The sequence below is a fragment of the Micromonospora eburnea genome (assembly GCF_900090225.1).
Taxonomy (GTDB): domain Bacteria; phylum Actinomycetota; class Actinomycetes; order Mycobacteriales; family Micromonosporaceae; genus Micromonospora; species Micromonospora eburnea.
Genome location: NZ_FMHY01000002.1, coordinates 5,228,416 through 5,249,064 on the forward strand (window position 1 = coordinate 5,228,416; position 20,649 = coordinate 5,249,064).

General features: G+C 75.2%; 15 protein-coding genes. 3 read left to right on the top strand and 12 right to left on the bottom strand.

The genetic code is table 11. From position 1 onward, the window contains the following. Window positions 1-107: 107 nt before the first annotated feature. The 6 genes from GA0070604_RS22495 to gltB form a co-directional block, all read right to left on the bottom strand. Complete coding sequence (locus GA0070604_RS22495; protein ID WP_091122020.1) at window positions 108-371, bottom strand: DUF6244 family protein; 264 nt, start codon at window positions 369-371, stop codon at window positions 108-110. 193 nt (window positions 372-564) lie between these two features. After that, the gene (locus GA0070604_RS22500) at window positions 565-1,344 is read right to left on the bottom strand and encodes a hypothetical protein (RefSeq protein ID WP_091127336.1); all 780 of its coding nucleotides are present in this window, start codon (window positions 1,342-1,344) and stop codon (window positions 565-567) included. Further along, window positions 1,341-3,869, bottom strand: coding sequence for an FtsK/SpoIIIE domain-containing protein (locus GA0070604_RS22505; RefSeq protein WP_091122023.1), 2,529 nt, complete (start codon window positions 3,867-3,869; stop codon window positions 1,341-1,343). The genes GA0070604_RS22500 and GA0070604_RS22505 overlap by 4 nt, the downstream gene beginning before the upstream one ends. A 141-nt stretch (window positions 3,870-4,010) precedes the next feature. Further along, window positions 4,011-5,534, bottom strand: a complete 1,524-nt coding sequence (locus tag GA0070604_RS22510) for an MFS transporter (protein WP_091122027.1) — start codon at window positions 5,532-5,534, stop codon at window positions 4,011-4,013. 210 nt (window positions 5,535-5,744) lie between these two features. After that, window positions 5,745-7,256 (bottom strand): glutamate synthase subunit beta, encoded by a 1,512-nt coding sequence (locus tag GA0070604_RS22515; RefSeq protein ID WP_091122030.1) that lies wholly within the window; start codon window positions 7,254-7,256, stop codon window positions 5,745-5,747. Then, window positions 7,249-11,964, bottom strand: a complete 4,716-nt coding sequence (gene gltB, locus GA0070604_RS22520; RefSeq protein WP_091122034.1) for a glutamate synthase large subunit — start codon at window positions 11,962-11,964, stop codon at window positions 7,249-7,251. The genes GA0070604_RS22515 and gltB overlap by 8 nt, the downstream gene beginning before the upstream one ends. 146 nt (window positions 11,965-12,110) lie before the next feature. On the opposite strand from gltB, the gene GA0070604_RS22525 reads away from it, so the two are divergent. After that, a complete protein-coding gene (locus GA0070604_RS22525) occupies window positions 12,111-12,956 on the top strand; it encodes a GNAT family N-acetyltransferase (protein ID WP_091122037.1) in 846 nt (281 codons plus the stop codon). A gap of 16 nt (window positions 12,957-12,972) precedes the next feature. On the opposite strand, the gene GA0070604_RS22530 is transcribed toward GA0070604_RS22525, so the two are convergent. Both GA0070604_RS22530 and lgt read right to left on the bottom strand, forming a co-directional pair. Next, window positions 12,973-14,160, bottom strand: a complete 1,188-nt coding sequence (locus GA0070604_RS22530; protein ID WP_091122040.1) for an FAD-dependent oxidoreductase — start codon at window positions 14,158-14,160, stop codon at window positions 12,973-12,975. A gap of 11 nt (window positions 14,161-14,171) precedes the next feature. Next, entirely contained in the window at window positions 14,172-15,329 is a 1,158-nt protein-coding gene (lgt, locus tag GA0070604_RS22535; RefSeq protein WP_091122041.1) for a prolipoprotein diacylglyceryl transferase, read from the bottom strand. A gap of 102 nt (window positions 15,330-15,431) precedes the next feature. Between lgt and GA0070604_RS22540 the strand changes: the two genes are divergently transcribed. Then, the gene (locus GA0070604_RS22540; protein WP_141721375.1) at window positions 15,432-16,025 is read left to right on the top strand and encodes an NUDIX hydrolase; all 594 of its coding nucleotides are present in this window, start codon (window positions 15,432-15,434) and stop codon (window positions 16,023-16,025) included. A 255-nt stretch (window positions 16,026-16,280) separates the two neighbouring features. Here GA0070604_RS22540 and trpA read toward each other — a convergent pair whose 3' ends face one another. The 3 genes from trpA to trpC all read right to left on the bottom strand — a co-directional run bounded on the left by trpA (window position 16,281) and on the right by trpC (window position 19,364). After that, complete coding sequence (trpA, locus tag GA0070604_RS22545) at window positions 16,281-17,084, bottom strand: tryptophan synthase subunit alpha (protein WP_091122044.1); 804 nt, start codon at window positions 17,082-17,084, stop codon at window positions 16,281-16,283. A 153-nt stretch (window positions 17,085-17,237) separates the two neighbouring features. Further along, window positions 17,238-18,464 carry a tryptophan synthase subunit beta gene (gene trpB, locus GA0070604_RS22550; RefSeq protein ID WP_091122048.1) on the bottom strand — a complete coding sequence of 409 codons (1,227 nt, stop codon included), beginning with the start codon at window positions 18,462-18,464 and terminating at the stop codon, window positions 17,238-17,240. 36 nt (window positions 18,465-18,500) lie between these two features. Beyond that, the gene (gene trpC / locus GA0070604_RS22555; protein ID WP_091122053.1) at window positions 18,501-19,364 is read right to left on the bottom strand and encodes an indole-3-glycerol phosphate synthase TrpC; all 864 of its coding nucleotides are present in this window, start codon (window positions 19,362-19,364) and stop codon (window positions 18,501-18,503) included. A gap of 427 nt (window positions 19,365-19,791) precedes the next feature. On the opposite strand from trpC, the gene GA0070604_RS22560 reads away from it, so the two are divergent. Then, window positions 19,792-20,064: a hypothetical protein gene (locus GA0070604_RS22560; protein WP_091127337.1), complete on the top strand. Its 273-nt coding sequence runs from the start codon at window positions 19,792-19,794 to the stop codon at window positions 20,062-20,064. Here the strand turns inward: GA0070604_RS22560 and GA0070604_RS22565 are convergent. Continuing rightward, the gene (locus tag GA0070604_RS22565; protein ID WP_091122057.1) at window positions 20,057-20,629 is read right to left on the bottom strand and encodes a Trp biosynthesis-associated membrane protein; all 573 of its coding nucleotides are present in this window, start codon (window positions 20,627-20,629) and stop codon (window positions 20,057-20,059) included. The two genes, GA0070604_RS22560 and GA0070604_RS22565, sit on opposite strands and share 8 nt — an antisense overlap. Between the last annotated feature and the right edge of the window lie 20 nt (window positions 20,630-20,649).

Here is a 20,649-nt window from a genome sequence, read left to right on the forward strand (position 1 = left end):
GGCACGTTCCGGCATTCCGGGCGAAGGTGGGCCACGGACCGCCCGCGGATCGCGGCCGGTACGCCGCCGTCGCGGCCGCCGGATTCAGCGATGTCGCTCGTCGGTGCTCAGTTTCCCAACGCCTGGACCCTGGCGATCGTCTCCTGGACGTGTTGCCTGGCGGGCGCGCCGCCCTGGGCGGCCTGGGCCAACGCCTGCCGGTAGGCGTCGATCACGCCGATCAACGGTCCGGCCGCCGCACCCTCCAGCGCGCCCGCCACCAGCGCCCGCGCCTCGGCGGCGTCCTGCGCCGCGGCGGCCGACTTGGCCTTCGCCTCGTCCAGCTTCTGCGCCGCCGCCGCCAGCCGGGCGATGATCTGCGCCGCGCTCACGCCACCGCCTCACTACTGAACCCGATGGTCGGCTCGCTCACATGCCCTCCCCGACGTCGCCCGCCTCACTCGGCCCGCGCCACCACGGGCACAGAGGAGCCTACGAGACCGCGCGCACCCCCGCGAGCATGCGATCACCGGCAGTCCGGCCGCTCCCGGGAAGCAGGCGGGACCCCTTGGGGACGGAACCGGTTCAGGCGAGGCGGGCGGCCACCAGGACGGCACAGTAGAGCGACGGGGACAGCAGCGCGCAGATGACGAAGCCGAGCGGGACGTACCGCGACGACGGCGGGCCCGCGTCCATCACCGGCCGGCCCCAGCGGCCCAGGATCAGGTGACCGGCGAGGAACGACAACAGCGGAATCCCGGTGCAGCTCACCGCGAGCACCAGGCCGAGGCCGACCGCCTGGCTCGCCGGAGACAGCGCCGCAGCGGCCATCAGCACCGAACCGGCCAGCGCGCAGGCCGCGTAGACCGCGACGGCCCGGGCCGCCGCCGACCAGGTGGGCAGCAGCGTGGGCCGGTGCGCGATCGACTCGGCCTGCTGCCCGTACCGGTCGGCCTCGTCGGCGAGCTGTCGGGCCGCGGCCAGCTCCGCCACCGGGTCCGGCTCCGGCGTTCGCGGCGCGGGCACCGTCCCTTCCGGATACGCCCCGACCTCCGGCCGCCCCGGCGCGGCGGCTGCGCCGCCGGTCGCCCCCGCCCCGGCTCCGGACGGCGGCACGGCGCTCGGGGACGCCAGGGCGGCCACGGCCGGCGTACCCTCCGGGACCGCCAACGGACCGGCGGCGCCGATGGCCCGGCCGAGCTGATCGAGGCGCTGCCCCTGGGCGGTGAGCCGCTGGCCGAGCTGGTCGGCGGCGGCGTGCAGGCCGCGGCGGCGTTCCGCCTCGGCGGCAACGGCCCGCTCCCCGCCGCGCTGGCGGACGGACAGCTCCCGCACCAGGGCCGCGTACTCCTCGAATCCGGTCACCACTCGTCTCCGTCGCCGACGAAGGGCACGATCAGGTCGGTCCGCTGGTCGTGCCGGTCCACCAGCAGGGCCCGCCCGTCGCGCGGGGTGTAGGTGAGGTCGTGCACGCCGAGGTGCAGGCCGAGGTCGGCGCCGGGCACGTTCAACGCGACCAGGCAGGCCACGTCGTCGCGGTTCTGCGTACCGCCGAGGTCCTCGCCGAGCCGGCGTAGGCCACGCCACCAGCCGAGCAGGTGCACCCCGTGTGCCGGCCCCTCGCGCAGCACGACCCGCAGGTCGTCGTGGCCCGAACGGAAGGTGTCCGGGTCGGTGGCGGCGAGCGCGCCCGAGGCGGCGTCCACCCCGAACACCACGAGATAGGTCCGGCCGTCGGTCGAGGCGGGGTCGGCGGCCAGCTCGGCGAGCTGGGCGCGCAGGGCCGGGACATCGAGCCGGCGCACCGGGTGCCCGGCCGCGGCCAGGGTCATCGCCAGGTCGTCGGCGAGGCCGGTGGTGCCCGACGCCAGCGGGGCGAGCAGGAAGCGCACCGTGCCACGGGCGTGCTGCCGGGCCAGGCTGAGGGCGGCCGAGCGCAGCACGTCCGCCCCGGCCGCGGCGGTGCCGACCACCGCCAGGTGCCGGCCGGGTACGGGGTCGAGGCGGATCGCCGCGCTGCTGCCGGTCACGTCGACGGTCCGACCGAGCAGGGCGAGCGGCGCATCGGCGCCGGGTCGCAACCCGGCCCAGCCGGGGTCGTCGGCCAGCCGAGGCGTCTCGTATCCCCGGAAGACGACGGGGGGCGGCGAGCCCGCCGGCCGGGCCTGGAACAGCTCGTGCCGCAGCGCGGCCAGCTCGGCGCGGGCGCCGTGCGCGTCCGGGAAGCGGACTTCGGTGTTCGCGCCGGCCGCGCCGCCGGCGGGGTTGACCACGGCCGTCCCCACCGCCAGCGCCCTCGCGGCGTCGTTGACCGGGTCGAGCACGCCGCCCCCGCCGGGCAGCGCGATCCGCAGCGGGAACTGGCCGAAGATGGTCTCGGCCCGGCCGTAGAGGGCCTCGATCCCGGTGGTGCTCTGACTGGCCAGCACCAGGTGCAGACCGTACGAGCGGCCCTTGCGGGCCAGTTCCTCCAGCAGGTCGACGGCCTGCCGGGCGAGGGCGTCGTTGCCGGCGAAGAGGACGTGGAACTCGTCGACCACGGTGACGATCCGGGGCGGCCGGGCGTTCGGCGGCAGGTCGGCGAGCTTGGTGACGCCGTGCCGCTTGAGCAGGCCGGCCCGGCGGGTCAGCTCGGCGCGCAGCTCGCGCAGCACGGCGACGCCGTACTCCCGGTCGGACTCGATGCCGACCGCGCGGGCATGTGGCAGCCAGGACGGGTCGCGCTCGGTGGGGACGAACTCGGTGAAGCTGACCCCCTCCTTGAAGTCGAGCAGATAGAGCTGGAGTTCGGCCGGCGAGTAGCGGGCGGCCAGCCCGTAGAGCACGTCGAGCAGGAACACCGTCTTGCCGGCGCCGGTCCGCCCGCCGACCAGCCAGTGCGGGGTGGCGTCGTCGAAGGCGACGGTGACCGGCTCCCGCCCGACGGCTCCGGACGCCCGGCCCAGCACGGTCCGTAACCCGTCTCCGGACGACTCGGCCCAGCGCCGTGCCGGGAGCAGGTCGGTGAAGGTGATCGCGGCGGCCCGCCGGGTGGCCGCGCCGAGCTGCCGGGCCAGTCCGGAAACGGTGGCGTGCGACGGGTCGCCGTCGAGCACGACCGGGGCGGCCAGACCGGTGCCGTCGACGCTGAACGGCTGCCCGGGCGGATCACCGACCAGCGCGTACCGGTCGTTCAGCCGGAGGTGGGTGGTGGCGCCGAGCGGCGGTGACGGGTCGCCCGGGCCGGCGGCCGGGTAGCCGGCGAACAGGACGCAGACCGCCGCGGCGGGACCGGCGTGGGTGAGCGCGGCGAGCCGGGCCAGCTCCCGGGGCGGCGGGGCGGACGCGGCGACGAGCAGCAGCAGCTCCTGGTCGTCGCGGGCCGCCTGCTGAGCGGTCCGGGCGTGCCGTTCCGCGTCGTCGAGCAGCGCGGTGATCTCGGCGGCGGTGGTGGCGGCCGGGGCGAGCACGCCGGCGTCATGCAGCGGGCGCAGCGGCAGGAACGCGGCGCCGAACGCGGTTGGGTCGAGGCCGGCGACCCGCACCGTGCCGGCCGGTGCCGCGGCGAGCAGCCGTACCACCACCGCCCGCAGCAGCTCGCCGACCCGGGGGTCGCGGGCGTCGGTATCGACCGCCAGATGGTTGCCACCGGCCAGCGGCACCAGCACCGGGAAGCCGCCGTCCAGGGTGGTCGCCTCGCCGAGACGCACCGGGACGGGCGTGGTGACGGGCCGGGCCGGGCCGGGCGCGGCCAGCTCGACGCCGAGCCGGGCCAGCCGGGCGACCAGCTCGGGGCTACCGGGGGCCACCGGTCCGGCGGCGGCGAGCGCGCGCCGCACCGCCTGCCACCGGCGTACGGCCTGCCGATGGCAGGCGACCGCCTGCCCGTACACGGTCGCGAGCCTGCCCACCGTCCGCCCTCCGACACCGGTTTGCGATCAACGGAACCCTAACGGACCCACGCCGCCCCGGCACAGTACGCGGCGGGCGCCCGCACTCCGGAGATCGCGCTCGATCGTGGAAGCAGTGGCATCCCCCGGCGTGGCGGGCCACTACTTCCCAGGTCGAGCGTGGCCTTGCTGGGCCGGTGGCGCGCCCTCCCAGGCGGGGCGGGCGGGCGGGGCGGCCGCGAGGCGGCCGGGCCGGGGGCGTAGGCCGGCGAAGCGCGTACCGGGCGGACGCGGTCGCGCCAGGCGGGACGCGAGGACCGGGCCGGGGCCCTCGGCTACCGCCGGGTGGGCGGCGCCGGTGGTGGCCGCCGGGCGGACCACGCGGGCGGCGGTGGCCGCGAAGCGGCGTACCGGGCGGCGCACGGCGGGCGCGTTGAGCACCCGGGTGAGCCGGCCCCGCAGCCGCCGCTCGCGGAGCCGGTCGAGGGCCACCCCGGCCGCGACGGTGGCGACCGAGGTGACCGCGCCGGCCAGCACCAGCGTCTGCCGGGGGCCGGTGTGCTCGGCGAGCCAGCCGAGCAGGGGCGCGCCGACGGCGGCGGAGATCGACCCGGTGACCGCCAGGGCGGACAGCACCCGGCCCCGCATGGCGTAGTCGGTGTCGAGCTGGGCGCGGGTGCCGACCGTGGTGTCGATGATCACGGCCGCCGCCGCGACGGGCAGGATCACCGCGGCGAAGCTCAGCGTGCCGGGGGCCAGTCCGGCGACGATCTGCAGGAGGCTGGCCAGCAGGCCGGCGCCGACCAGCACCCGGTAGCCGAGCACCCGGCGGCGGGCCGCGACCAGCGCGCCGAGCACGGTGCCGACCGCGAAGACGGTGGAGAGGAAGCCGTACCCGGACGCGCCACCGCGCAGCGGCCCGTCGCTCATCGCGGCCATGGTGACCTGGTAGTTGCGGCCCAGGCTGCCGAGCACGAAGGACAGCGCCAGGGCCACCAGCACCACCGGCTGGCGTAGCAGGTAGCGGAAACCGGCCCGGATGCTGTGGTCGGCCGATGCCGCGTCGGCCTCCGACGGCTCCGGTCCGCCGGTGTGCCGCTCCCGCTCGCGTACGGCGAACAGGGCCGCGAGGACCGCGACGAAGCTGGCGGAGTTGATCGCGAAGAGCAGCGCGGGGCCGATGACGGCGACCACCACGGCGCCGACACTCATGCCGAGGATGCGGCCGGCGGAGTTGGTGAGCGAGCCGAGGGCGAGCGCGTTGCCGAGGCTCTCCCGGTCCACCAGGGTCGAGTACCAGCGCCCCATCACCGGGCCCTCGATCGCCGACACCGCACCGGTGGCCAGGGAGATCGCGTAGATCGCCGGCAGGCCGCCGGCGCCGGTGACGGCGACCAGGGCCAGCCCGGCGGCGAGGGCCGCGTGGGCGCCCTGGGCGACGATCAGCAGCGGCTTGGCGGGCAGCCGGTCGGCCAGCGCGCCGCCCCAGACGCTCAGCACCAGGCTGGGCAGCGCCTGCAGCAGGATGGTGAGCCCCATCGAGGTGGCGGATCCGGTCTTCGCCAGGACGTACCAGTTGACGCCGAGGACCTGCATCCAGGTTCCGATGACCGACACGAAGCCGGCGGCGGCCCAGATCCGGTAGTTGCGGTGGCGCAGCGCGGCGAACGTGGCGCCGAGGGCCATGAGGATTTCCCGTCCAGGTGATGGCAGAACGAAAGCCGGACCTCGCGGGTCCGGCCAGCCGCCAAGTCTGACCGCGGGTAAACCTCATCGCCGCAGTTCGTGAGGCGTTTCACGGGGTGCGTCCGGCATCCGGGCCGCGCCGGGCAGGAACCGGACCGCCCTGGTCCGGGCCGGATCGGCCCGGACCAGGGCGGCGGTGGTCGCGGGGGGTCAGCGGGCGGCGAGCGGCTGCCGGCCCGGGTCCACCGGCGCGGGCAGGGCACCCGCCCCGCCGAGGTACGCGTGGATCGCCGCGGCGGCGGCCCGGCCCTCGGCGATCGCCCAGACGATCAGCGACGCGCCCCGGTGCATGTCCCCGGCGACGAAGACCCCGTCGGCGTCGGTCTGCCAGTCCGGGCGGGCGTCGACCGCACCCCGGCCGTTGCGGGTCACCCCGAACTGGGCCAGCAGCGGCTGCTCCTCGGTGCCCTCGAAGCCGATGGCCAGCAGCACCAGGTCGGCCGGCAGCTCCCGCTCGGAGCCGGGCAGCACGGTGATGATCCGCCGGCCGTCCCGCCTCTGCACGGTCACCTCGGCGATCCGGACCGCCCGCACCTGGCCGGTGCCGTCGTCGACGAACTCCTGCACCGCCACGGCGAAGACCCGCTCGCCGCCCTCCTCGTGGGCCGGGTAGTTGCGCAGGATCCACGGCCAGGTGGGCCACGGGTCACTGGCGGCGTCCCGGTCGACCGGCGGCTGGGGATAGCGGTCGAGCTGGTACACGCCGGCCGCGCCCTGCCGGTGCGCCACGCCGAGACAGTCGGCGGCGGTGTCGCCACCACCGATGATCACCACGTGCTTGCCCGCCGCGTCGATCGGCGTGCCGTCGCTCAGGGTGGCCGGGGCGGGGCGGCCGTCACCCGCCGCCGCGGCGACCACCCGATTGGCGGCCACCAGGTGCGCCATCGCCTGGTGTACGCCGCGCAGCGCCCGGCCCGGCGTCTCCGGGGTGTCCCGGCCCTGCAACGCGCCGCAGGCCAGCAGCACCGCGTCGTGCTCGGCGCGCAACCGCTCGGCGGTCACGTCGACGCCCACGTTCACCCCGGTACGGAAGACCACGCCCTCGGCGGCGAGCTGGGCCAGCCGCCGGTCGATGTGGTGCTTCTCCAGCTTGAAGTCGGGGATGCCGTACCGGAGCAGGCCACCGAGCGCGTCGTCCCGCTCGTACACGGTGACGGCGTGCCCGGCGCGGGCGAGTTGCTGCGCGGCGGCGAGCCCGGCCGGGCCGGAGCCGACCACGGCGACGGACTTCCCGGTCGGGGCCGGTGCCGGGCGGGGACGCAGCCCACCGCGAGCCACCGCCGCGTCGGCGATCTCCACCTCGACCTGCTTGATGGTGACCGGCTGCTGCCCGCCGAGGCCGAGCACACAGGCCGCCTCGCAGGGCGCCGGGCAGAGCCGACCGGTGAACTCGGGGAAGTTGTTGGTGGCGTGCAGCGAGCCCACCGCGGCGTCCCAGTCGCCGGTCCGGACCAGGTCGTTCCAGTCCGGGATGCGGTTGCCGAGCGGACAGCCGTCGTGACAGAAGGGGATGCCGCAGTCCATGCAACGGGTGGCCTGCTCGCGGATCAGCTCCTCGCCGGCCGGCGGGTACACCTCCCGCCAGTCCATGATCCGCACCGGCACCGGTCGGCGGGCCGGCAGCCGCCGCTCGTAGCGCAGGAAACCGTTCGGGTCAGGCACTGGCCACCTCCTGGGCGACCGCCCGCGGGGCAGGCGGTACCGGCATGGACGAGTTGGACGGCGCCGCGAGGGCGCTCATCACCGCGTCGTCGACGTCACGGCCGGCGGCTTCGGCGGCCCGCATGATCTCCATCACCCGGCGGTAGTCCCGGGGCACCACCGCGGTGAACTCCTCCACCGCCTCCGGCCAGCGCTTCAGCAGCTCCCCGGCGACCGCCGAGTCGGTCTCGGCGAAGTGCCGCTGCACGAGGTCGTGCAGCCGGTCCCGCTCCTCGTCGCGCAACGGCGACAGGTCGACCAGCTCGGCGTTGACCAGCCGCCGGTCGAGCCGGTGCACGAACGCGGTGCCACCGGACATGCCGGCGGCGAAGTTACGCCCGGTCGGCCCGAGCACCACCACCGTGCCGCCGGTCATGTACTCGCAGCCGTGGTCGCCGACACCCTCGACGACGGCCACCGCGCCGGAGTTGCGTACCGCGAACCGCTCGCCGACCCGGCCACGCAGGAACATCTCGCCACCGGTGGCCCCGTACAGGATGGTGTTGCCGGCGATGATCTGGTCCTCGGCCCGCTCCCCCGGCCGGGCCGCGCCGTCCGCGAAGGGCGCGGCCGGGTCCGGACGGACGATGACCCGTCCGCCGGAGAGGCCCTTGCCGACATAGTCGTTGGCGTCGCCGTACAGCCGCAGGGTGACCCCGGGCGGCAGGAACGCGCCGAACGACTGGCCGGCGGTGCCGCGCAACAGGAACTCGATGGTGTCGGTGGGCAGGCCGGCGCCACCGAACCGGCGGGTCACCTCGCCGCCGAGCATCGCGCCGACGCTGCGGTGCTCGTTGCGGACCGCCACCTCGGCCCGGACCGGTACGGGCTCCGGCGTCTCGGCGTCGGCCGCCTCCGCCTCGGAAACCGGGGCCCGCAGCGCCGGCTCGGCCAGGGCGATGAGCTGGTTGTCCAGGGCCAGCTCCAGGCCGTGGTCCTGGGCCCGGACGCCGCGCCGGGCCGCGCCCTCGGGCAGCTCGGGCAGGTGCAGCACCCGGCTCAGGTCGAGCCCGTGGCCCTTCCAGTGGTCGATGGCTTCGGTGACGTCGAGCAGCTCGGCGTGCCCGATCGCCTCCTCGACGCTGCGGAAGCCCAGCTCGGCCAGATAGCCCCGAACCTCCTCGGCGAGGAAGAGGAAGAAGTTCTCCACGAACTCCGGCCGGCCGGTGAAGCGCTCGCGCAGCACCGGATTCTGGGTGGCGATGCCGACCGGGCAGGTGTCCAGGTGGCAGACCCGCATCATCACGCAGCCCTCGACGATCAGCGGGGCGGTGGCGAAGCCGAACTCCTCCGCGCCGAGCAGCGCCGCGATCAGCACGTCCCGGCCGGTCTTGAGCTGGCCGTCGACCTGCACGGTGACCCGGTCGCGGAGCCGGTTGAGCAGCAGGGTCTGCTGCGCCTCGGCCAGGCCCAGCTCCCACGGGGTGCCGGCGTGCTTGAGCGAGTTGAGCGGGGACGCGCCGGTGCCGCCGTCGTGGCCGGAGATCAGGATGACGTCCGCCTTGAGCTTGGCGACGCCCGCCGCCACCGTGCCCACGCCGACCTCGCTGACCAGCTTGACGTGCACCCGGGCGGCCGGGTTGACGCACTTGAGGTCGTGTACGAGCTGGGCCAGGTCCTCGATGGAGTAGATGTCGTGGTGCGGCGGCGGGGAGATCAGGCCGACGCCCGGGGTGGCGTGCCGGGTACGCGCGATCCACGGCCAGACCTTGTTGCCGGGGAGCTGGCCGCCCTCGCCGGGCTTGGCGCCCTGGGCCATCTTGATCTGGAGGTCATCGGCGTTGACCAGGTATTCGCTGGTCACGCCGAACCGGCCACTGGCGATCTGCTTCACCGCCGAACGGCGGCGTGGATCGTACAGCCGCTCGACGTCCTCACCGCCCTCGCCCGTGTTGGACTTGCCGCCGAGGCGGTTCATCGCGATGGCCAGGGTCTCGTGCGCCTCCGCCGAGATCGACCCGTACGACATGGCGCCGGTGGCGAACCGCTTGACGATCTCGCTGGCCGGCTCCACCTCGTCCAGCGGCACCGGTGGGCGTACGCCGGTGCGCAGGGTGAACAGGCCGCGCAGCGAGCCGGCCCGCGCGGCCAGCTCGTCGACCTTGGCGGTGTACTGCCGGAAGACGTCGTACTGGCGGCTGCGGGTGGCGTGCTGGAGCAGGAAGACCGTCTCCGGGTTGAACAGGTGCAGCTCGCCCTCGCGGCGCCACTGGTACTCGCCGCCGACCTCCAGCCGGTCGGTGGGCTGCGCGCCGGGCGCCGGCCAGGCCAGGGCGTGCCGGGCGGCCACCTCGGCGTGGATCTCGGCCAGCCCGACGCCGCCGATCGTGCTCGGGGTGCCCCGGAAATACCGCTCGACCAGGCGGGTGTCCAGGCCGACCGCCTCGAACACCTGCGCCCCGCAGTACGACGAGACCGTCGAGATGCCCATCTTCGACATGATCTTCAGGACGCCCTTGCCGAGCGCCTTGACGTAGTTGCGGACCGCCTTCCCGGGTTCGACACCGACCAACGCGCCGGTGGAGATCATGTCCTCCACCGACTCGAAGGCCAGGTACGGGTTGACCGCCGCCGCGCCGTAGCCGATCAACACGGCCGCGTGGTGCACCTCGCGGCAGTCGCCGGACTCCACGATCAGCGCCACCTGGGTACGGGTCTGCTCGCGGACCAGGTGCTGGTGAACCGCCGCGGTGAGCAGCAGCGACGGGATCGGGGCCAGGTCGGCGTTGGAGTCCCGGTCGGAGAGCACCAGGATCCGGACGCCGTCCTCGATCGCCTCGGATACGTGCCGGCAGATCTCGGTGAGCCGCGCCTTGATGCCCTTGGCGCCCTCCCGGAGCCGGTAGAGCCCGGAGACCCGGACCGCCTTGAAACCGGGCAGGTCGCCGTCCTCGTCGATGGAGAGGATCTTGGCCAGCTCGTCGTTGTCGATCACCGGGTACGGCAGGACGATCTGCCGGCAGCTCGCCGGGCCCGGGTCGAGCAGGTTGCCCTCCGGCCCGATGGTCGACGCCAGGCTGGTCACCAACTCCTCCCGGATCGCGTCCAGCGGCGGGTTGGTGACCTGGGCGAAGAGCTGGTGGAAGTAGTCGTAGAGCAGCCGCGGCCGGGTGGACAGCGGGGCGATCGGGGTGTCCGTGCCCATCGAGCCGATCGGCTCCGCGCCGCTGCGGGCCATCGGGGCGAGCAGGATCTTCAGCTCCTCCTCGGTGTAGCCGAAGGTCTGCTGCCGGCGGCGTACCGAGTCGTGGGTGTAGACGATGTGCTCGCGCGGCGGCAGCTCGTCCAGGCCGATCAGGCCGGCGTGCAGCCACTCGCCGTACGGCCGGGCGGCGGCCAGCTCCGTCTTGATCTCGTCGTCGTGCACGATCCGGCCGGCGACCGTGTCGACCAGGAACATCTTCCCGGGTTGGAGGCGGCCCTTGGCGACCACGGTGGCCGGGTTGAGGTCGAGCACACCCGCCTCGCTGCCCAGCACCACCAGCCCGTCGGCGGTGCGCCACCAACGGCCGGGGCGCAGGCCGTTGCGGTCCAACACCGCGCCGACGATCTCCCCGTCGGTGAAGGCGACCGAGGCGGGCCCGTCCCACGGCTCCATCAGGCTGGCGTGGAAGCGGTAGAAGGCGGCCTTGTCGGCGCGCATGCCCGGGTCGTTCTCCCACGCTTCGGGGATCATCATGAGCACCGCGTGCGGCAGGCTCCGCCCGGCCAGGTGCAGCAGTTCGAGGACCTCGTCGAAGTTGGCCGAGTCGGAGGCGTCCGGGGTGCAGACCGGGAAGACCCGGCGGAGGTTGCCGGGAATGTCGGCGGTACGCAACATCGACTCGCGCGCCTGCATCCAGTTCCGGTTGCCGCGAATCGTGTTGATCTCGCCGTTGTGGGCGATGAACCGGTACGGGTGGGCCAGCGGCCAGGACGGGAAGGTGTTGGTCGAGAAGCGCGAGTGCACCAGGGCGATCGCGCTGACCATCCGCTCGTCGGTCAGCTCGGGATAGAACGCGGGCAGTTGGTCGGGGGTGAGCATGCCCTTCCAGACCATGGTCCGCGCGGACAGCGACGGGAAGTACGCGGGCACGCCCCGTTCGGCGGTCTCCCGCTCGGCCTGCTTGCGTACGCAGAACGCCACCCGGTCGAGGTCGAGCCCGGTGAGTGGGGAGCCGGCCGGGCCGGCGGGCGCCGCGGTGAGCCGGTGCGCGACGAGGAACAGCTGCCGGACCCGGGGCATCGCCGCCAGGGCGGTCTCGCCGAGGCCGCTCGGGTCGGTGGGAACGTCCCGCCAGCCGAGGACCGCCGCCCCCTCGACCAGGGCGTACTTCTCCACCACCTGGCGGGCCCGGGCCTCGGCCGCGTCGTCGTCGGGGAGGAAGACCAGGCCGGTGGCGTACTGGCCGGCGGGCGGCAGCGGGAAGCCGGCGACCGCGCGCAGGAACGCGTCCGGCACCTGCATCATGATCCCGGCGCCGTCGCCGGTGTTGTGCTCCGCGCCCCGGGCGCCCCGGTGGTCCAACCGGCGCAGCGCCGCAAGACCCCGCGCGACCACCCCGTGCGAGCGGCGGCCGTGCAGGTCGGCCACGAAGGCCACCCCGCAGGCGTCGTGCTCGTAGACGGGGTCGTAGAGCCCCTTCTTCTCGGGGGTCGGCGGTGGGGTGAGAGGGTACGGAAAGGCCACCGGGCCTCCTGACGTCACTCAGTGGGATGTTGTTGCGGGACGACGTCGGCCCTTGCTGGCTAATTGAGTCTACGTTAGGGCGAGGGACGCAAGGCCAGTGCAGATTGATCACACCTTCCAAACTCTGGGACGTGTAGTCTCGCGCCGTGGATGTTGCACGCGCTGAGACGTTTGGCCGGTTGGAGCGCTTCTACGACGCGGTGCCCCGCGACGGCGCCCGTGTCGAGGAGTACGGCCCGCTGGTGCTCTTCGTCCGTGACGGTGCCGGATGGCCGTTCTACGCCCGCCCCCGGCTGGACGCGACCGAGCCGCCCACGCTGGCCGACGTGAACGCCGTCCGGGCCCGGCAACGGGAGCTGGGCCTGCCAGAGGCGTTCGAGTGGGTGCACGAGGTCAGCCCGGATCTGCTGGCCGTGGCCCGCTCGGCGGGGCTGTCCGTGCTGGAGGCGCCGCTGATGGTGCTGGACCCGGCCCACCTGCCCGACCCGGCGACGCTCAGCGACGTACCGGTGCGGGTCCTCGACCCGGCCGACCCGGGCTTCCCGGCGGACGTGGCGGCCCACCGGGCCATCGCGACCGTCGGCTTCTCCAGCGGCGGCACCGCCCGGGGCGAGGCCGGGCCGGCCGAGCGGGACGCCGCGATCCCCCCGCTGGACGTGGCCGCGCTGGAGGAGGAGGCCACCCGGATCGCCGACGGGCGGCGGGTCTCCGCACTCGCCGAGACGCCGGAGCAGGGCCCGCTGGCCAGCGGGGCGGCGATGCGGGTCGGCGACGTGGCGGAGATCGCCGGGGTGGCCACCCTCCCGGCGGCCCGTCGGCGCGGCCTCGGCGCGGCGGTCACCGCCACCCTCGCCCGCGAACTGCGTGCCGCCGGCACCGACCTGGTCTTCCTCTCCGCCGGCAGCGAGGACATCGCCCGGGTCTACCTGCGGGTCGGCTTCCGCCGGGTCGGCACCGCCTGCATCGCCGAGCCCGCCGCCCTCGTCGGCTGACCCGGCGGCGCCCCGATCAGGTGGGCGGCTGCCAGGAGGCGGCAGCCGCGGCGGCCGTGTTGCGCAGCCGCGGGCTGATCGTGCCGAGGGCGGCGTCGCGGGCGCGCAGCGCCAGCCGGCCCCGGGTCTGCAGCACGGCCGACATCCGCCGGGTCTGGCGCACCATGGTCGCCGCGCGGGGCCGGCGCAGCCGGTCGTACGCGGCCAACGCATCGGGCAGCCGGGACTCGCGCAGCAGTGCGGAGAGCGTCGCCGCATCCTCGAAGGCGAGGCAGGCGCCCTGCCCGAGGTGCGGCGGCATGGCGTGCGCGGCGTCCCCGAGCAGCACCACCCCGCCCGGCCCGGCCGGGAAGCCGTACGACCGGGGCAGCGGGCGCAGCTCGCGGATCTCCCGCTGCACCAGGTCGGCCGGGTCGGTGGCGTCGAGCAGCTCGGCGATCGGCGCGGGCCAGCCCGCGTACCAGCGCTTGAGCAGGGCGAGCTGGGTCTCCGGCGACTCCGGGCGGGGGGCGCCGGCGGCGGTGGCCACCCAGTAGACGCCGCCCCGGCGGGAGGTGCCCGCCGTGCCCCGTTCGCCCAGCGAGGCGGCCACGAAGCGGTAGCCGGCGCCCAGCGTCTCCCCGAACACCGGCTGGTCGACCGCGAGCTGCGGGACCCGGTACCAGGGGATGACGGCCCGCCAGGCGGCGCAGCCGGAACTGACCACCGCCGCCTCCGGGGCGAGCTGCCGGCGGAGCTCGCTGTCGGCGCCGTCGGCCACGATCACCAGATCCGCCGTCACGGTGTGCCGGCCGTCGCCGACCCCGGGGCGCTCCCCCGGCACCGCCCGCACCGTCCGCACGGTCACACCGGTGCGTAGCTCCACCTGGTCGCCCAGGCCGGCGATGAGCGCGTCGTGCAGGTCCTCCCGGTGCACCACCACCGGCATCCGCTCGGCCGGCATGGGGCGGGGCTGCGCCAGCCAGTGCCCGTCGGGCCGGCGTACCCCGCCGTCGGGGACCGGGGTGGCGATCGCGTCCAGCCCCGCGCCGAGGCCGAGGGCGCGCAGCGCGCGTACCCCGTTGGGCCAGAGCATGACGGCGGCCGGCTCCGGGCGGACCCGGTCGGCCCGTTCGAGGAGGGTGACCCGCCACCCGGAGCGGGCCAGCGCGCCGGCCACCGCCAGGCCGCCGAGGCCGGCGCCGACCACCACCGCGGTTCGCATGGCTCCCCCGCTCAACTGTCCCGGTCGCGGGCCGCCGCCGGGGCTTCGTCGCCCGTCTCGGCACCGGTGCGGGCGACCGCCTCGGCGCTGGGCTCGGCGTCGCCGTCGGCGTCCGTCGGCGGCTCCTCGTCGGCCACCGGCGGCTCCTCGTCGGGAACCGCACCGGTCTCCCGGTACGCGCGGAACGGCTCCTCGCCGACCACCCGGTAGCCCTCCGGCGCGACCGTGCCCGACCCGGCCTCCCGGGCGGAGAGATCGACCTGCGACACGTCGCCGCCTGCGGGCGGAACCGGGGTGGCCGGGGCGCCGAGCGGGATCAGGTACTCGCGGGGGCCACGGACCCGCACGAAATAGGCCAGCGCGCCCAGGAAGACCAGCCCCGCGGTCCACACGTTCAGCCGCAGGCCGAGGAGGTGGGTGGCCTCGTCGGTGCGCATCATCTCGATCCAGAACCGGCCCGCCGTGTAGCCCATCACGTAGAGCGCGAACGCCCGGCCCCGGCCGAACCGCAGCTTCCGGTCGAGGAAGTAGACCAGCGCGGCGACGCCGACGTTCCAGAGCGCCTCGTAGAGGAAGGTCGGTTGGTAGAGACCCGGCAGGAGGACGGCGTTTCCGGCGTCGTCACGCAACGCGTGGCCCGGATTGTCCGGATCCATCACGTGCACCTGGAGGCCCCAGGGCAGGCTGGTGCGGCCGCCGTACAGCTCGTTGTTGAACCAGTTACCGAGCCGGCCGACCGCCTGGGCCAGCGGCAGGCCCGGGGCCAGCGCGTCGGCCGCCACCGTGAGCGGGAGGCCGAGCTGGCGCACCGCGATCCAGGCCCCGAGCGCGCCACCGGCGATCGCGCCCCAGATACCGAGCCCACCCTCCCAGATGGCGAACGCCTTGAGTGGCTCGCCACCGGTGCCGAAATACTTCTCCGGCGAGGTGATCACGTGGTAGATCCGGGCGCCGACGATGCCGGCCGGCACCGCCCAGACGGCGATGTCGAGCACCGCACCGGGGGCGACGCCGCGCTGGCGCAGCCGGTACTCGGTCACCACACCGGCCAACACGATGCCGGCGATGATGCAGAGCGCGTACGCCCGGATCGGAAACGGTCCGAGCTGCCAGACGGCGGTGCTGGGGCTGGGCAGGGCCGCCAGTGGGGTCATCGGGGCGAGGGTCACGGGTGAACACGCTACCCGTGCGGAGGGCACTTCCGGCACCCCGGTCGGCCCGCTTCGCGGGTCGCCTGACTTCTGCCTCGCGCGGTCGTAGGCTCGTTCTCCGTGAGCACGCTCATCTGGGCGGTCGCCGTGGTCGTCACCGACCGGGCCGGCCGGGTGCTGCTCTGCCGGCGCTCTGCGGGCGGCCGGCGCTGGGCGTTGCCGGGCGGGCGGCTGCGCCGCGACGAGAGCCCGATCCCGGCGGCCGTACGCGAGGTCCGCGCGGAGACCGGCTGGCACGTCGAGCTGGTCGACCTGGTGGGCCTCTACCGGCTCGACGACCCGGCCGCTCCCCCACCACCGGCGGGCCGTCGCGGGCCCCTGCCGGACGTGCTGGTGCACGTGTTCCGCGCCCGGACCCGCGGCGACGCGCCGGCCGCCACTGGGATCGGCGGCTGCCAGTCGGGCTGGCACCCGCCGGACGCGCTGCCCGAGGCACTGACCCCGACCACTCGCGCCGCCCTCGCCGACGCCCTGGCCGGCCGGGCCGGGGTGCTGAGGGAGTCCGTACCGGAGCCGCTCCCCACCGGCGTACAGGAGGCCGGCGGGGACACCGACCCGGCCGGCCACCCGGGTCCTGCGCCCGACCCGCGTCCTCCCGGCCCGCGTCCTCCCGGCCCGCGGTCCCCCGGCCCGCTGGGGTCCGGTCGGCGCTGAGGCCGGCGCTCAAGGGGGCGGGTCCGGGTCGACGCCGGGAGGCGGCGGGCGCGGGTCCAGGTCGACGCCGGGAGGCGGCGCCGAATGCGGCAAGTCGTGGTCTTCCGGAGCTCGGATACCACCACATGCCGCACCTGGAGTGGATCACGCCGTTCGGCGGCGGGCGCGGGCGGCGGGCGGCGGGCGCGGGCGGCGGCTCCGGCGCCGAAAGGCGATGCCCCGTGCCAGGCAGAGCCGGCCGGGCCGGGGCCGAGGTCAGCGGGCCGGGTTGCGGACGCCTTCGGCCAGTTCGGCGCTCAGCGCGCGCAGCGCGGCCAGCCCGGTGGCCTGGTCGGGGGCGTCGAGCAGGCAGCGGATGAGCGCGCTGCCGACGATGACGGCGTCGGCGTACCCGGCGACGGTGCCGGCCTGCGCGCCGGTGCCCACGCCCAGCCCGACGCCGACCGGCAGGTCGGTGACCGCACGCGTCCGGGAGACCAGGATCGGTGCCGCCTCTGAGGTCTGCGCCCGGGCACCGGTGACGCCCATGATCGCGGTGGCGTAGACAAAGCCCCGGCAGTGCTCGACGGTCATCCTCAGCCGCGCGTCCGTGGACGACGGGGAGACCAGGAACGTCCGGTCCAGGCCGTACGCGTCGGAGGCGGCCAGCCACTCGCCGGCCTCCTCGGGGATGAGGTCCGGGGTGACCAGGCCGGTGCCCCCGGCGGCGGCCAGGTCGCGGGCGAACGCGTCCACGCCGTACTGCTCGATCGGGTTCCAGTAGGTCATGGTGACCACCGACGCGCCGGTCGCGGCCACCGCCTCGACGACCCGCAGCGTGTCCCGGGTACGCACGCCCCCGGCCAGGGCGATGTCGCTGGCCCGCTGGATGACCGGGCCGTCCATCACCGGGTCGGAGTACGGGATCTCCACCTCGATGACGTCCACGCCCGCCTCGACCATCGCCTTCATCGCGGCGATGCTGCCCTCCACGGTCGGGAACCCGGCCGGCATGCAGCCGACCAGCACGGCCCGACCGTCCGCGCGGGCCTTGTCGAAGGCCACCCCGATCCGGCTCACGCCACCGCCTCGCTTCGCTCCGCGGCGGCGCGAGCCGCCAGGCTGCTGAACCGAATGGTTCGCTCGCTCCGCTCGCTCACGCCACCGCCTCGCTTCGCACCACGGCGGCGCGAGCCGCCAGGCTGCTGAACCGAATGGTTCGCTCGCTCACGCCTACTCCTTGTCGAGGATGCCGAAGAACTCGCCGGCGGTGTGCACGTCCTTGTCGCCCCGGCCGGAGAGGTTCACCACGATGACCGGCTCCCGGCCCAGCTCGGCGGCGAGTTGCGGGGCGATCTTCAGGGCACCGGCGAGCGCGTGCGAGCTCTCGATCGCCGGGATGATCCCCTCGGTGCGGCAGAGCAGCTCGAACGCGGCCATCGCCTCGTCGTCGTCGACCGGCAGGTACGTCGCCCGGCCGGTGTCGTGCAGCCAGGCGTGCTCCGGCCCGACGCCCGGGTAGTCCAGGCCGGCCGAGATCGAGTGCGACTCGATCGTCTGCCCGTCGGAGTCCTGCAACACGTACGTACGGGTGCCGTGCAGCACTCCGGCGGTGCCGCCGGTGATGCTGGCGGCGTGCCGGCCCGTGGCCACGCCCTCGCCGCCGGCCTCGAAGCCGTAGAGACGGACGCCGGTGTCGGGCACGAAGGCGTGGAAGATGCCCAGCGCGTTGGAGCCGCCGCCGACGCACGCCGCGACCGCGTCCGGCAGCGTGCCGGTCAGGTCGAGGCACTGCCGGCGGGCCTCCTCGCCGATGCCGCGCACGAAGTCCCGGACCATCTCCGGGAACGGGTGCGGCCCGGCGGCGGTGCCGATCAGGTAGTGGGTGCTGTCGACGTTGGCGACCCAGTCCCGCATCGCCTCGTTCATCGCGTCCTTGAGGGTCCGCGAGCCGGTGGTGACCGGGACGACGGTGGCGCCGAGCATCCGCATCCGGGCCACGTTGAGCGCCTGCCGCTGGGTGTCGACCTCGCCCATGTAGACCACGCACTCAAGGTCGAACAGCGCGGCGGCGGTGGCGGTGGCCACGCCGTGCTGCCCGGCGCCGGTCTCGGCGATCACCCGGGTCTTGCCCATCCGCTTGGTGAGCAGGGCCTGGCCGAGCACGTTGCGGACCTTGTGCGCGCCGGTGTGGTTGAGATCCTCCCGCTTGAGCAGGATCCGCGCCCCGGCCTTCGCGGACAACCGCCGGGCCTGGTAGAGCGGCGAGGGGGTGTCGGCGTAGTCGCGCAGCAGGGCGCCGAACTCGGCGAGGAAAGCCTCGTCGGTCATCGCCTTCCGGTACGCCGCGTCCAGCTCGTCGAGCGCCGCGACCAGCGCCTCCGGGACGAATCGCCCACCGAACCGGCCGAAGTGACCGGCGGCGTCGGGGACCCGGGCGGCCGGGGCGTCAGCGGTCATCGCGCTGTCCTCTCGCTGCGTGTGGACCGGCGCGGCTCAGCGCACCGGGCGGGGCGTGGCCGGGTGGTTGCCGGCGTTGACCAGCTCGGCGACCGCCTCGCGGGGGCTCTTCTGGGTGACCAGGCCCTCGCCCACCAGGACCGCGTCGGCGCCGGCCGAGGCGTACCGGATGAGGTCGTGCGGGCCGCGTACGCCGGACTCGGCGATCTTGACGACGCTGCTCGGCAGGCCGGGCGCGATCCGCTCGAACACCGAGCGGTCGACCTCCAGGGTACGCAGGTCACGGGCGTTGACGCCGATCACCTGCGCGCCGGCCTCCAGGGCCCGGTCGGCCTCCTCCTCGGTGTGCACCTCGACCAGTGCGGTCATGCCGAGCGACTCGATCCGCTCCAGCAGGCCGACCAGCGCGTTCTGCTCCAGCGCCGCGACGATCAGCAGCACCAGGTCGGCGCCGTGCGCCCGTGCCTCGTGCACCTGGTAGCTGGAGACCACGAAGTCCTTGCGCAGCACCGGGATGCCGACCGCGGCCCGCACGGCGGCCAGGTCGGCCAGCGACCCGCCGAACCAGCGGCCCTCGGTGAGCACGCTGATCGCCCGCGCGCCGCCGGCCGCGTAGTCGCCGGCCAGGTCGGCCGGGTCGGCGATCTCGGCCAGCCGCCCCTTGGACGGCGAAGAGCGCTTCACCTCGGCGATCACCGCCACCCCGGGCCGGCGCAGGGCCGCGTACGCGTCCAGCGGCGGCGGCGCGGCGGCGGCCAGCTCACGGATCCGCTCCAGCGGCACCTGCGCCTGTCGCCGGGCCACGTCCTCGCGCACCCCGGCCAGGATCTCGTCCAGTACGCCTGTGGACGCCGCCGGACCGGCGTCGTCCCCCTCCGCGTGCGCATGCTCAGCAGTCACCAACGGACTCCCCTCTCCGGGTGTCATGGGCCGATGCTAGGGGGCGCCACCTGGCGACAAGTGCCGGGGGTATGGCGCTCCTCACCACATGGGCTGTGGCATGATGACCAGCCTCGGTGAACGGGATGTCACACAGTGCCACCTCGGCCGGCGGCCGGCGCCACCCCGGCCACGCCGCGACCCGACCGCCGCATCGATCAACGCCCATGCCCTATCTCACCACGGGCCACCCCGGGCGCGCAGGACCGTGATCATCCTCGATGTTGTGAGCAAGCTCAAGGACGAACGCCCCTGCCCAGGTCGCCCCCGCTGTCGGACTGTTGACCTGGACGTCACGGCGGCGAAACGCGAGCCCGGCAGGATTCCGATCGGGCAGACTCGATAGGGCGCCCGTCAGCCGGCGTCAACGAACTCGTGCGGGGTGACCATGAGCGCCAACGGGCCGAACCACATCGGGCTCACCACCATCTCCCGGACCGTCGCGTCGCTCGCCGTCGGCGTGGTGCACACGGTCGAACGCGCCGTGATCGGCGACAGCCGGATGCGGACCGCCCGCGGCAACGCCTGGGAGGCGGTCTGCGCCGACCGGGCGCGCGCCGCGCAGCGCCGCGAACTGGACCGCCTGGTCGCCGAGCTGGGCGCCGCCCGGGCCGCGGCTCGGAAGCGCCGCGACGCGCGGGACGACCTGCCGGTCAGCTGACCGTCGGATCCTCGCCCCGGTCGAGCGCCTCCCAGGCGTCCCGGGTGCCCCGTTCCACCACCGGCCGTCCGGCGCCCGCCGGGTCCGGCGGGCGGGCCGACCGCTCGTATCGGGCACCCATCGCCGGCCAGCCGCCGCCACGCAGCGCGGTGAACCCTCCGCCGACCGCCGCGATCAGCCCACCAAGCAGCACCAGCGCCGGCCACTGCCGGCTCACCCCGCCGCCGAGGTCGGCGGTCAGGCCGTACCCACCGCCGGCCGCCACGGCCAGCCCGACCAGGGTCAGCAGGCCGCCCAACAGGCGCCGGACCCGGCCCCGGGTGGCCAGCACCGCGCCACCGCCGGCCAGCCCGACCAGGGCCAGCGCCGAGGCCCAGGGCAGCAGGTCCGCGCCGGTGCGGGCGTGCCGCACCGGCGGCAGCGGGCCCCGGGCGACCAGCTCGACCGACCAGGTCCGGGTCACCGCCCACAGCGCCAGGCCCGCCCCGGCCAGGCAGAGCAACACCGCGTACGTCAGCTCGCGCCGGCCCCGCGCGGCCGGAGTCCTGGTGGCGGACGCCGTCATCTGTTCCGCCTTTCGTTCGC

Excerpts from the sequence above, each read along its gene's own strand:
- GA0070604_RS22530 (WP_091122040.1), bottom strand. The coding sequence starts at position 14,160 with ATGCGAACCGCGGTGGTGGTCGGCGCCGGCCTCGGCGGCCTGGCGGTG.
- GA0070604_RS22510 (WP_091122027.1), bottom strand. The coding sequence starts at position 5,534 with ATGGCCCTCGGCGCCACGTTCGCCGCGCTGCGCCACCGCAACTACCGG.
- trpB (WP_091122048.1), bottom strand. The coding sequence starts at position 18,464 with ATGACCGCTGACGCCCCGGCCGCCCGGGTCCCCGACGCCGCCGGTCAC.
- GA0070604_RS22560 (WP_091127337.1), top strand. The coding sequence starts at position 19,792 with ATGAGCGCCAACGGGCCGAACCACATCGGGCTCACCACCATCTCCCGG.
- GA0070604_RS22565 (WP_091122057.1), bottom strand. The coding sequence starts at position 20,629 with ATGACGGCGTCCGCCACCAGGACTCCGGCCGCGCGGGGCCGGCGCGAG.